12 protein-coding genes are annotated in these 12,678 nt (G+C 70.0%); all 12 read left to right on the plus strand.

Annotation, left to right across the window (positions count from 1 at the left end; translation table 11 throughout):
• The first annotated feature begins 248 nt into the window (after positions 1-248).
• A complete protein-coding gene (locus ABZ565_RS33110) occupies positions 249-803 on the plus strand; it encodes a hypothetical protein (protein ID WP_361035332.1) in 555 nt (184 codons plus the stop codon).
• On the plus strand, positions 797-1,672 hold the full coding sequence (locus tag ABZ565_RS33115; protein ID WP_361035335.1) for an ATP/GTP-binding protein: 876 nt from the start codon (positions 797-799) through the stop codon (positions 1,670-1,672). The genes ABZ565_RS33110 and ABZ565_RS33115 overlap by 7 nt, the downstream gene beginning before the upstream one ends.
• Before the next feature lie 42 nt (positions 1,673-1,714).
• Positions 1,715-2,407 (plus strand): SAF domain-containing protein, encoded by a 693-nt coding sequence (locus ABZ565_RS33120; protein WP_361035338.1) that lies wholly within the window; start codon positions 1,715-1,717, stop codon positions 2,405-2,407.
• A 2-nt stretch (positions 2,408-2,409) separates the two neighbouring features.
• Entirely contained in the window at positions 2,410-3,282 is an 873-nt protein-coding gene (locus ABZ565_RS33125) for a hypothetical protein (RefSeq protein ID WP_361035341.1), read from the plus strand.
• Positions 3,275-4,810 carry a CpaF/VirB11 family protein gene (locus ABZ565_RS33130; protein WP_361035344.1) on the plus strand — a complete coding sequence of 512 codons (1,536 nt, stop codon included), beginning with the start codon at positions 3,275-3,277 and terminating at the stop codon, positions 4,808-4,810. The genes ABZ565_RS33125 and ABZ565_RS33130 overlap by 8 nt, the downstream gene beginning before the upstream one ends.
• The gene (locus ABZ565_RS33135) at positions 4,807-5,733 is read left to right on the plus strand and encodes a type II secretion system F family protein (protein WP_361035347.1); all 927 of its coding nucleotides are present in this window, start codon (positions 4,807-4,809) and stop codon (positions 5,731-5,733) included. The genes ABZ565_RS33130 and ABZ565_RS33135 overlap by 4 nt, the downstream gene beginning before the upstream one ends.
• Before the next feature lie 5 nt (positions 5,734-5,738).
• Positions 5,739-6,629, plus strand: coding sequence for a type II secretion system F family protein (locus ABZ565_RS33140; RefSeq protein WP_361035350.1), 891 nt, complete (start codon positions 5,739-5,741; stop codon positions 6,627-6,629).
• Between the two features lie 14 nt (positions 6,630-6,643).
• Complete coding sequence (locus tag ABZ565_RS33145; RefSeq protein ID WP_361035353.1) at positions 6,644-6,832, plus strand: hypothetical protein; 189 nt, start codon at positions 6,644-6,646, stop codon at positions 6,830-6,832.
• A gap of 135 nt (positions 6,833-6,967) precedes the next feature.
• The gene (locus ABZ565_RS33150; RefSeq protein ID WP_361035356.1) at positions 6,968-7,312 is read left to right on the plus strand and encodes a TadE/TadG family type IV pilus assembly protein; all 345 of its coding nucleotides are present in this window, start codon (positions 6,968-6,970) and stop codon (positions 7,310-7,312) included.
• Positions 7,309-7,776, plus strand: a complete 468-nt coding sequence (locus ABZ565_RS33155; RefSeq protein WP_361035359.1) for a TadE family protein — start codon at positions 7,309-7,311, stop codon at positions 7,774-7,776. The genes ABZ565_RS33150 and ABZ565_RS33155 overlap by 4 nt, the downstream gene beginning before the upstream one ends.
• Before the next feature lie 71 nt (positions 7,777-7,847).
• Complete coding sequence (locus tag ABZ565_RS33160) at positions 7,848-8,234, plus strand: pilus assembly protein TadG-related protein (protein WP_361035362.1); 387 nt, start codon at positions 7,848-7,850, stop codon at positions 8,232-8,234.
• A gap of 8 nt (positions 8,235-8,242) precedes the next feature.
• Positions 8,243-11,812: a BTAD domain-containing putative transcriptional regulator gene (locus ABZ565_RS33165; RefSeq protein WP_361035365.1), complete on the plus strand. Its 3,570-nt coding sequence runs from the start codon at positions 8,243-8,245 to the stop codon at positions 11,810-11,812.
• Positions 11,813-12,678: the final 866 nt, after the last annotated feature.

Below are 12,678 nucleotides of genomic sequence, written 5' to 3' on the forward strand. Positions count from 1 at the left end.
ACGGAATGTGCCGTTTCACGGCGTGCGGGGCGATCTCAACTCCTCGAACTCTTTGGGGTTATGGCGCGACTTTGCGTAACCTGACAGCCGACCGAGGGGTTTGTTTCAAGGGCGCGAACAGGCCAGCAGCATCACTCGCGGGCGGATCGCCCAGTTCGGGGGGCATTGTGGCATATGCACAAGGAGGCTCAATGGCTCAGCAGGCACGACCAGCAGGAGCGAAGGTTCGCAAGCGGAACCATGCCTACATGAGCACTCTGGTTGCCGTGGCCTGCACAATGGTGGCCGCTTCCGGATGCAGTTCCGACAAGTCCGCCGACCCGAAGCAAGCCCCCTCGGCAACAGCGGCTTCCAAGAAGCCATCGGGTAAGCCGGTAGACGCAGAAGAGGCCGCCAAGGCGAACGCCATTGCAACGTATACGTCGTACTGGCGCGAGATGGGCCGTAGCTACGCGAAGGGCGGTGCCGAGGAAACGGCACTCAAGGACTACGCGGCCGGCTCGGCTCTGGTGGGTGCCAACACCGGTATGGCGAACATGCGCAAGGCCGGGCAAAGCACCGTCGGTGAGGTCACGGTGAAGAACCCGACGGTGACCCAGATCGACCTGGACCGCAAAGTGCCCAACGTGCGTCTGTCGAGCTGTCTCGACGTCTCCCGGTGGAAAGTCATTGACCGTGACACGAAGAAGCCGGTTGTGCTGCCCAGTGACCGACTGACCCGGTACGTGGTCGCTTCGGTCGTCGAGCGTTGGCCCGAAGGCTGGAGGGTGGTCAGGGACACCCCGCAGGAGAAGCCGTGCTAAGCCGACACCTGGCTGTCGCCGCGACCAGCCTGGCGTCCCTGCTCCTCGCCGTTACCGCGCAGGCGGCCGACGGCTCGAAGGGCGACGCGGGCAAGTGCACCGTTGACGCCACGTGGTTCTGCGTGACTGCCCATGATCCGGGGAAGCGCGGCACCACCACGCCTTCCAAGAGGACAGGAACGAACAAGCCTGGGAAGCAGCCGAAGGGCGGTCCAGTCAGTGGCATGCCCTGCACGGTCAAGCTGGCTGATCCGCAGCCGCCGGCTGGCAGCGTCGAGTGGGATGGGCATGAGCCCGGCGACGGCGCGATCTACGAGAGGATCTGTGCGCCGGGAGCGAGCGACGATGCGATCGGCAAGCTGGTCTGGGCTGCCGACCCACCGGCGGCCCAGGTGGATCCCGTCGTGGTCGCTCAGCTTGCCGTCGACAAGATGCTGCTCAGAGCCCCGGCCATCGGGATCACGCCGAAGCCGGGGGGCAAGGGCGTCGTGGGCATGCCGGTCTACATGTGGACGGCCAAGGGGCCCGAGACGTACGGGCCGAACACCGCGTCCGCGACGGCGGGGGCGGTGACCGTGACGGCCACTGCGAAGGTCAGCAAGATCGTCTGGTCGATGGGGGATGGCACGACGGTCACCTGCACGACCGCGGGAACCCCCTACCGGGAGGAGTACGGCAAGAAGCCGTCCCCCGACTGCGGACACCGCTACGCCTTGCCCTCGTCTACCCAGGAGTCCGGGAAGTACCACGTCACCGCGACGTCGACCTGGACGATCAACTGGGAGGGCGGCGGCCAGAGCGGCCAGCTCACCGAAGTCCGCGAGAGCGCAGTCGACGTGACCATCGCCGAGGTCCAGGTCCTCAACTAACCCCCGCACTGCGTCTGATCCAACACGAGAGGCAACACCCGCATGGAGTCCCCCGTCGCCGTGCCCCCCGCGCCCCGAACCGGCACGCCGGCCCGGCCCGACGTGCCCATCACCACCACCGCACCGGTCAAGCGTGAGCGGCGCTGGTCGGTGACCGCCCTGTGCATCGTGCTCGCTGTCCTGTGCGGGCTGGGGGCAGCAGCGGCGGTCACCTCGGCGTCCGACCGGACCCAGGTGATCGCCATCGCCCGCGACGTTCCGGCCGGTCAGGCGCTCACCCAGGACGACCTGACGGTGGCCGAGGTTTCGGCCGACGCGCGCCTTTCGCCGGTGCCCGCTTCCGACCGGGCCTCCGTCATTGGGAAGCGTCCCGCCGTCGAGCTGCGCAAGGGCGGGCTGCTGACCGTCTCCCAGCTGGCCGCCGGTACCGGGTTGGGTGACGACAAGCAGCAGGTCGGTGTGCAGGTCAAACGGGGCCAGGCCCCGGCAGGGGCACTGGCTCCCGGTGACAAGGTGCTGGCCGTCACCACCCCGGCCCCGGGTGAGCAGGCCGATCCGAAGGACGCCGAGGCGCCGCCGACCTCGATCAAGGGGGTCGTGGTCTCTGTGTCCCGCCCGGATGCCTCGGGCACCATCGTGGTCAACCTGGCCGTGGCCACCAGTGACGGCCCGCTGCTGGCCACCCGTGCCTCGACCGGGCGGATCGCCCTGGTCCGCGAACCGCGGAGCAACTGACCATGGCCGTGACCGCACTTGTGTCCGCGAAGTCCTGCGGCGTCACCACCTCCGCGCTCGCCCTGACCCTGGCGTCGAGGCGGCCCTCGCTGCTCGCCGAGTGCGACCCGGCCGGCGGCACGCTTCGAGCAGGGTTCCTCAACGGTGAAGCGGGCGCAGGGTTCGGGCTCTTCCACCTGGCCGCCGCCCAGCGCAGCGGCCCCGAAGCTTTGTCGAACGCGTTCGTCAATCACCTGTGGCCACTGGACGAGGCCGGACACCGCAAGCTGCTGCCGGGCCTCACCGACCCGGCCCAGGCATCTGCGCTCGGGCTGACGTGGCCGCGGCTGTCCGAAGTCCTGCACATCCTTTCCACGCAGGCCGGACACGATGTGGTGATCGACGCCGGGCGGCTCGCGCTGGACACCGGGCGACTGAACGAGACGCTGACACCCGCCCCCCTGATCCATCAGGCCGACCAGGTCCTCCTCGTGGTCCGCAGCTCCGAGGCGTCCCTCGCGCTGGCCCGCCACATGATCGATCCCCTGCGCACAGAGCTGCAGGAACGCGGATCAGGTCCCGACACGCTCGGTCTGCTCCTCATCGAGAACGGCCCCTACCGGGCGCACCAGGTCGGTGACGCGTTGAAGACGCCGGTGCTGGCGACCTTGCCGTGGGACCAGGTCACGGCCGAGTACTTCGCATCCGGGGGCCGGCCGCCGCGCGGGCATGCCCGCAGCCCTTTGCTGCGTCACGCCCGTACGGCGACCGAGCAGATCGAGGCGGCCGTCTCGCGCCGCCGGATCCAGCAGGAGTACCCGGCCCGCCGGTCCAACCCACAACTGGCCGGAGTGCTCCAGCACCTGGCCGGGCAACGAGGGGGTAACCGTGGCTGACACACATCAGCGACCCGGCCCCGAGGCCCTGAATCCGCAACAGCTCGCTTCGCTGCTCTCGGGGCACCTCGGCCAGCGCACGCCCCCCTCGCATGTGCCCCCCGTGCAGGCCCCGGCCAAGACGGTCGCGGCCGACCCGGGTGCGGTGCCGCGGCTGGCAGGGCTTCCCGGTGAGCTGCCGGTGGGGTGGGAGGTGATCGAGGCGCTCCAGGGCGAGGTGTCGAAGGCTCTCAGTGCGGAGGACCCCGACAAGCACCTGGAGGAAACGGACCGTCGTGCACTGGCCCGGACGCTGGTGACGAGCAAGGTCGCGGAGTGGGCGACCAAGCACGCGCACGGCAATGTCCCGCTGACCGCCGAGCAGGAACGCATGATCGGCACGGCGGTCTTCGACTCCATGTTCCGCGGCGGCCGGCTGCAGTCCCTGCTCGACGAGCCCGGGGTCGAGGACGTGATGGTCGACGGGCTGCGCGCCCACATCGAGTACCACGACCGGCCCCGGCGCACGATCGACAAGGTCGCCGACAGCCACGACGAGCTGATCACCTGGGTCAACCGGATGGCGCGGCTGTCCGGGCACGGCGAACGGGCCCTGACGCAGGCCACCCCGATGGTCGGGTTCCGGATGCCCGACGGCTCCCGCGTCACCGCCTCCCTGCTGACCTCCCGCCCGTCCGTCGTCATCCGCCGCCACCGCATCCGCCAGCACGGCATCGCCGAGCTCGTCAGGTGGGGCTCGATCAACCCGGTCCTGGAACGGTTCCTGACCGCGTGCGTCCATGCTCGGATGAACATCCTGGTCGTCGGCGACATGGGGGCCGGCAAGACGTCACTGCTGCGTGCGCTGGGCCGCGAGATCCCACCCGCGGAACGGCTGGTCACCCTGGAATCGGACCGCGAGCTCTACTTGGACGAGCCCGGCCCGAAGCCAGGCCCGGTGACCTTCGCGTTCGAGGCCAGGCAGTCCAACGGAGAGGTACGCGCCGGTGACCGGGCCGGTGAAGTCAGCATCGCCGACATGTTCAGCACCGCGCTGCGCTACAACGCCACCCGGGTCATCGTCGGCGAGGTCCGCTCCACGGAGATCGTGCCGATGCTGAACGCCATGTCGTCGGGCGGGTCCGGCTCCATGTGCACACTCCACGTCCGCCGCCCGCACGCGATCATCAGCCGCTTGGTCCAGTTGTGCACCGAGTCCGGCATGCAGACCGAGGCAGCCCACCACCTCATCGCGTCCTCGATCGACGTAGTGGTCTACCTGACCTACCTGGACGAGACCGCGATCGGCGGGCAGAAGCACCGGTTCGTCAGCAGCATCCATGAGGTCCACGACGTCGTCGGCGAAGGCGGAAGGCCCGTCACCACCGAACTCTTCGCCCCTCAGGGTGGTGAACCGCGGGCGGTGTACAAAAACATGCCCTCGTTCATCACCGATCTGGAGCGGACCGGGCTGCTTCGCCGCGAGTGGCTGACCGACAACCCGTACGGTGCCTGGCAGGGGACGCTTCAGACCGTGGGGGCCCGGTGAACACCTCACAGCTCTCGCTCGTCGCGGCCTGCTGCGCCGTGCTCGTCGTGCTCGCCCTGTTCGCCGCCGTGCGTGAGGTCCGGGGCCGGGTCCCGGATCCCGCCCGGCCAGTATCCCGCATGAGCGGGCGCCTCCAGCGGGCGAAGGCGGGGCTGCCGCTGGCGTGGCAGCAGCGCTGGCGGTACCTGCTCACCACGGCGGGCATCACGGTGCTGGTGGTGTGGGCGTGGACGGGCTGGCCTGTGCACGGGCTGCTCGCCGGGGGCGCCGTTCTCGCCCTGCCATACCTGCTGAACCCGGGGACGGCGGCGATGCAGCGGATCGAGCGCCTGGAGGCGCTCGGGCAGTGGCTCAACCACCTTGCCGGAATCCACCAGGCCGGGATCAGCCTCACCCAGACGATCCAGGCATCCGCGAAGGCCGCCCCCGCCCCCATCGCCGGGAACGTGCGGGCCCTGGCCGAGCGGCTGCGCTCCGGGATGGAAGCGCACGACGCGTTCGCACTGTTCGCGGACGAGCTGGCCGACGGTGTCAGCGACCACGTCGTGCTCCTGTTCCAGTCGCACGCCGTATACAAGGGGCCCGGGCTGTCCGAGGCGCTGGAAGCGCTGGCGGCCACGATCCACCAGCAGGCGGCCGACGCCCGCGACGTGGAGGCCGACCGGGCAAAGGTCCGCAAGAGCGCGCGCCTGGTCTCGATCGTCATCTGCGTCGTCGTCGTGGGCTGCATGCTCAACGACGCCTGGTCCGGCTGGTACCAGTCACCGCTCGGACAGTTCGTCCTCGCCGGCCTCGGCGGAGCGTTCGCGTGCACCCTGCGGTGGCTGCGCAGTATCGCCCGCACCAAGCCCGACCCGCGGCTCATCTCGCCGTTGCCCGCCACCATCCAGCCCGATTCGCTCGCCTCTGGAGCCGTCCGATGATCCCTATGACGGCTGTCGTGCCGGCGGCCGCCGCCGGTGCTCTGCTCGGTCTCGCCGTGCGGGCAGCGATGCCCGCCCGCCGCGACCTGTCCTCCGTCCTCGACCGGCTGGACGCCTCCAAAGCCGCAGGTCCGCTCCTGGCGGCCGCCGCAGCATCCACGGGCGCGGGAACACTGAGCGAACGGGTCGGCGGTCGGCTCCTCGGCGAGTTCGGGGGACGGCTCACGCTGCCCGTCAAGGATCTGAACCTGCTGAGGATCAGTCCAGCCGCGCACCTGGGCAAACGCTTCCTGTACGCCGTGTACGGGCTGGTGCTGCCGCAGCTGGTCCAGGCGCTCCTGGCCGCGGCCGGCACACCGTTCCCGTTCGCTCTCCCAGCGCTGTTCTCCCTCGTCATGGCCGCCCTGTTCTGGTTCTGGCCGGTCAAGGAAGTCGCCCGCGACGCGGCGGCCGCCCGTCTCGTCGTCCGGCACGCGGCCGCCTCCTACCTGGAGCGCGTGGCCTTGGCCCGCATCGCGAACTCCGGGGCCGCCCAAGCCCTGACGCAGACCGCGGAAGTCGGGGACGGGTTCATCTTCGTCCGCATGCGACAGGTCTTCCACGAGGCCGATCTCTCCGGCGTCACCGTCTGGGACGCCCTCAAGCAGCTCGGCGACGAACTCGACATCCCCGAGCTCTCCCGACCCGCCGACACCCTCGCTCTGGCCGGTGACGGCGCGGCCGTCTACACCACCCTCCAGGCCCAGGCCCGGCAGCTGCGGATCGCGCTGCTCTCGGACGCGAAGGCGCAGGCCAACGCGGCGAGCGCGGCGATGATCCTGCCGGTCACCTTCGGCGTGATCCTCATGCTCACCTTCGTCATGATCCCCGTCACCGTCACCATCCTCGGAAGCTGAGAGAGAAGGCACTCATGGACATCCAGACCCTGACCGTGTGGATTCGCAGCCACTACGCGGCGCTGAAGACCGGCAAGGATTCCGGGCAGACCTCCGCCGAACTCGCTCTGATCGCGGGCGCGCTGCTGGTCGGCGCCGGCCTCCTTGTCCTCGCGATCCGGACCAAGCTCATGGAGAAGATCGGCATCATCAACGGCGGCTGACCACCTTGTCCGCACTCAACACCGTCATCACGTCGAGAGGAGGATCTGTCAGTGCCCCGACTACCAGACGCCCGACCGACCGCCCGGGCTGCCCGGCGTGGCCGCCGGTTCGGGGGCGATCATGGTTTCGGGAGCGTGGAGTTCGCGGTCCTGGCCGTAGTCGTCCTCGCGCTAGTCTTCACCGCTCTCCAAGTCGGCCTGTACTACCACGCACGCAAAGTCGCACAGTCCGCCGCCCGTCAGGGTGTCGAGGCCGGGCGGCAGTTCGGCGCCGGTGAGGGCGACGGTGTCGCCCAGGCGCAGGAGTTCCTCGCCCGGTTCGGTGACAGCGTGCGCGGGGCGAGCGTGTCCTCGGCCGGCAGCAGCGCGCAGAAGATTCGCATCACGGTGCGGGGCAGCGTCGCCACGCTGGTTCCCGGCCTGACGCTGGACGTGGTCCAGCATGCCGATGGTCCTGTCGAACGCTGGAGCACTCCGTGACCTCCCACTCCCGCACCCGCGTGCTCAGGCTGCCGGTCCGGGTGCGAGGCGGTGACCGGGGCTCGTACGCGGTGGAGACCGCGATCCTCGCGCCCGTGATGATCGCCCTGATTCTGCTCATGATCGCGTTCGGGCGGGTGACCGACGCCGACGGTGCGGTGGACTCTGCGGCCCGGGCGGCGGCCCGGGCCGCGTCCCTTGAGCGTGACGCCAGCAGCGCCCAGGCTCAGGCACAGGCCGCTGCGGATCGCAGCTTGCAGGGCGAGGGCATCCAGTGCAGCACCTCCAGTGTGGTGGTCGACACCGGCGGCTACGCCCTCGACCTGGGCACCGAGGCGAACGTGACGGCCACCGTCGCCTGCACGGCCAGCCTCTCCGACATCGGTCTGCCCGGCCTGCCCGGTGCCAAGACGCTGACCGCGTCGTGGTCCAGTCCCATCGACACCTACCGGGGACGCCAGTGAACCTCTCTGCCCGCCGACTCCTGGTGCGGTGGCATGCGGCCATGTCCGCCCGCCACCGAGACCGGGGGTCAATGTCCCTGTTCTTCGCCCTGGCCTCGCTCGCGATCCTGATGGTGATGGGGCTGCTCGTCGACGGCGGCGGCGCGCTGAACGCCGGGAACCGGGCGACGTCACTGGCCCAGGAAGCCGCCCGCACCGCCGGACAGCAAATCGACCCCGCCCAGGCCATCGAAGGCACCGCCATCACGATCGATCCCGATGCCGCCGCCAGCGCCGTACAGGGCTACCTCACCGCCGCCGGCGTTCAAGGCGACGTGCAGATCACCGACAACGGACAGAGCCTGACCGTCACCGTCCACGACACCTACGACACGTACTTCGCGCAGCTCGTCGGCGTGGGATCCATCAACGTCACCGGCACCGCGAAAGCCCATCTGCAGACCCAAGCTGGAGGCTGAGCCACACCATGGCCAACCGCTCCCCCGCCCCGCTGCGCGCAGCCGGCACCGTACTGCGGGCGCTGCTCGGCCTGTCCCTCCTGGCCGCCTTGGTCATCGGCGCCCCCTTCCTGCTGCTCACGGTGGGCCACCAGCCCACCGAACTGCCCGGCGGCACAGAGCTGCTGGCCCAGCAGGACGACGGGTCGCTGCTCCTGGTCGTCATGACCTGCATCGGCTGGGCCGCCTGGGCGGCTTTCGCCTTCTCCGTCCTGGTAGAACTCATCGCGGTGGTGCGCCGCCGGTCCGCTCCCCGCATCCGCGGCCTGGGCGGCATGCAGTCCCTCGCGAGCTTCCTGATCGGCGGCATCGTGCTCCTCGCCCCGACCGCCGCCTCTGCAGCCACGGTCGCACCCGCCGTCGCCGCGACCGTCTCCCACACCGCCGGGCAGGGCGCCCACAACACCGGCGAGACACCGGCGCCGCCCGTGGCGAAGTTGCAGCACACCGTCACCTCCGCCACCGAATCGCCATGGGAGCTCGCCCAGACCTACCTCGGCAGCGGACCACGCTGGAGGGACATCGCTGCCCTCAACCCCGACATCCCCGAACTCATCGCGGGCGACCAGTACCTCCCCCAGGGCGCCGTGCTTACCCTGCCCCAGGACGCTCGCCTTCCCGTACCGACCGACACCACCTCCGCGGATCGTCCCACGAGCACGATGCACCAACAGGGCAACGCGGACGAAGAAGCAGCGACCACCTACACCGTCCGGTCAGGTGACTACCTCTCGAAGATCGCCGAGAACGAACTCGGCGACGGCGGCCGGTGGCCCGAGCTCTACGAGGCGAACAAGGGCAGCGAGCAGCCCTACGGGCACACCTTCAGCAACCCGGACCGCATCTACCCCGGACAGGAACTCGCCCTGCCGGGGACAGTCGGGCCCGACCATTCCGGTGCCCGCACCGCCCCGGACCGGTCAACGCCTCCGCGTGCCGGGCAGCAGGACGTGCCGGAGACCAGCGAGCACCAGAAGGCGCCGACTCCGGAGACGGAGCACGACCAGGGCGCGAAGCCCGACGCCCAGCAGCCGGAGCAGCAGGGTGAGCTCGGTGCTGGGGCTGCCGGGGCGACGACTGCGGAACAGACCCGGCCGGCGCCCACCGGGTCAGCGGCCGCTGACCCGGGCCCGTCGCGGCCGGCTACTCCGGAGGCCGACGTGACACCGTCGGCGCCGGCTTCCACCGAGTCCACGACGGCGGCGCCGGCGCCGGCGGCGGGTGGGCAGGAGAAGGAGACGTCGTCGGCGGGTACGCGGGCCGGGGTGATCGGTCTGGGCGCGACGGGGTTCCTGGCGGCGGCGCTGGTCGGGTCGCTGGCCTACCGGCGGATGATGCAGCAGCGCCGGCGACGGCATGGTCATCGGATCGCGATGCCTTCCGGCCGCAGCGCCCTGACCGAGCAGGCGCTGCGTAGCGTGGACGCGGGTGTGGAGCTGGGGCTGCTGTCCGATGCTCTGCGTACGGCCGCACTGCACCTGGCCGAGGAGGGGCGGCCGCTGCCTGCGATCACCGCGGTGCAGCTCGGCGCGCGAGGCGTGCGGTTGCACCTCGCCGAGGCGGTGGCGCCGGTGGCGCCGTTCACCGCCGTACCTGATCAGACCGAGCAGTGGTGGTGTCCGGCCGGGACGCGGGAGGTGCTGCCCGGGGAGGAGCTGCGGGAGGTCGACCCGCCGTTCCCGGCGCTGGCCGTGCTGGGCGAGGACGAGGACGGGGCGATCGTGCTCGTCGACCTGGAGCACGTCGGTGCCCTGCACCTGACCGGTACCGGGCGGCTCGCGCTGCTGCGGACGTTGGCTCTGTCGCTGGCGCTGACTCCGCTGGCCGAGCAGATCGAGATCGCTGTGGCCGGGGAGGACACCGCTCCCGGTCTGTCCATGCTGGATGGGAACCGGGTCAGCCCGTACCCCGACCTGGGTGACGCCGTGCGGATGCTGGAACAGCACCAGGCCGGGCAGCGGCAGGTCCTGGACGAGTTCGGGCGCGAGGGCTCGTTGTCGCTGGCGCGGACGTCCGAGGACCTCGTTGAGGAGCTGTGGCCGCTGGTGGTGCTCGCGGATCTCGACACGTGCCCGGACACGGAGCGGAGCCAGGGGCGGCTGTGGCAGGTGCTGGAGGCGCCGGTGCGGTCCGCGATGGCGATCATCACCAGCAGCGCCGTTGCCCCGGAGAGGGCTGGGGTGTGGTGCGTGGACACCGACGCCGGTGAGGTGAGCGTCCCGGGCAGCGGGGTTCGGGTCAGGCTGGTCACGGTCACGGAAGAGGAGTACGTCGACGTCCTGGAGCTCGGGCTCACAGCGGACTCCCCCACCGATCATCCGAAGCCGCGGCCGTCGGCCCCGGAACCTCAGCCTGTTGCTTCGGCTGCGTCGTACTACGAGGAAGAGCCGGAGACGCAGCCTGCGGTGCAGTCTGTGTCGTCTTACGACGACGAGCCGGCGCGCACAGAGGCGGGCAACCGTCCTGCGGGCGTCAGCGGCCCGGGTGGGAAGGGTGTGCAGGGGGCGGGTCTCCTGGTCGGGCTGGCCGATCTGGACGACGAGCCCGAGGAGTTCCCTGTCGAGGACGGTCGATCGGTCCATCAGGAGCCGACCGCGGTTGAACCCCCGAGTCAGCGAGTGTCGGCGGCCTCGTCGCCGGGCGACGTCCTGCCCGCACTCATCTCCACGGCCAAGGTCAGCGTCCGACTTCCGCAGCCCCTCACTCCCGATGCGGCCGCAGCCACCGAAGCGGAGAACGACGCCCCAGTTCAGGCGTATGTCGGCGGCCCAGCTGGCACAGAGGGGGCTTCGAGCCCGCTGGTCTGTGTTCTTGGACCGGTAGAGCTGAAGGGGGCGAGGGGTTCCGTTGCGTCGAACCGGCGCACTCTCGCTTTGGAACTGACTGCGTGGCTGGCCTTCCACCCTGGTGCCAACAGCCACCAGCTCGATGAAGTCATCGCTCCTTCCGGGCGCGTCACCCGGGCCACCCGCAACTCGCGCATCGGGGACGTGCGCAAGTGGCTCGGCACCAACCCAGCCGCCCCCGCCGACACCTTCTACCTGCCTCACATGAACCAGCAGCCGGACAAGCTCTACCGGCTGGACGGTGTGCGATGCGACTGGGCAGAGTTCGAGCGCCTGGTCCATGAAAGCCACCGCACGGACGGCGCCGACGCTCAGCAGCTGCTCCGTCAGGCGCTGACCCTCGTCCGCGGCCGGCCGTTCGCGGGGATCCCGGCCCGCCGCTACACCTGGGCCGAGCCCCTGTGCCAGGACATGGTCTCCGCCATCGTTGACGCCGCGGACGACCTGGCCGACCGGTGCCTGGAGATGGGTGATGCCCGCGGTGCGCTGTGGGCGGTGGCGCGGGGTCTGGACGCGGCGCGGGAGATGGAATGCCTGTGGCGGCTCCGATTCCGGGCGTTGGCGATGCTCGGGCAGTTCGACGAGTTGGCGTCCGAAGTCCGGGAGCTGGACGCACTCGTGCTGGACCTCGGAACCAGCGTGCAAGGGGCCACCGAAGAGCTGTTGCGGCAGTTGGAATCACTCCGCCGCTGACCCGGCTACGGCCCGGATTGGAATCCTGCACGGGGATATGCACCTCTCCCCCGCAGCATTCCAATCCGGGCCGAGTTCTGTGCCGGCCAACCCTGCGGCGTCGCCGATTCCTACGCGTTCCACCCGCCGGCCACGCCCGGCCGCTCACCACACGAGGCACGCTCGTTCATTCGACGGAGCCCGGGCCATCCCACCGCTGGCCGCTGCGGCCTTCTCGGATGGAGGGTGGGTCAGCGCTGACCCGAACGCTGACCCACCGCTGACCCGAACGCTGACCCAAAATTGCAGGTCAGTGCGTTCTCCAACTGGAAGCTTGCAAGTCACTGCGGATTCCAGCACGGCCGGTTCCCTGCGCCGTCTCCCAGGCCGGGTCCTGGGTCATCGGCCGGCAGGAGGCTGGAACGGTCCTTCGGGGGTGCATCCACGGTGGAGGGGCGAGTACCGCCCGGGCATCGGGCGGCCGGGTTATTCCAACCACGTTGGAACGGCCTCGCGTGCGTTGAAATTCTCAGCCCTGGACCGAACTCGGCGTGGCGGCGGCATCGCTATCGATCCGCTTGGATTGTCCGTGTCCTGCAGACACAACCCGGTCCGAGATCTGCCATAGACCGGGACCCTCCTGCGGCCAGGACGGCAGCAAAGGCTCGATCCTCACCTACAGATCATCGTCCACGATCCACGGCCGGGTACTCACACCATCCCGAACAGCCGGATCACTTCACCGGACACCCTATCTAGGCGGTTGCGGCAACGGGTTACGAGCCCTGTGGGCTTGCCGGAAAACAACACGTCGTGTTGTTTTCCGGCAAGCCCACCAGGGAGGTGAACAAGCGCGGAAAGCGCAAGCTTGCGCCCACCCACCCCGG

Source organism: Streptomyces sp. NPDC016469 (genome assembly GCF_040632905.1).
Classification (GTDB): Bacteria; Actinomycetota; Actinomycetes; order Streptomycetales; family Streptomycetaceae; genus Streptomyces.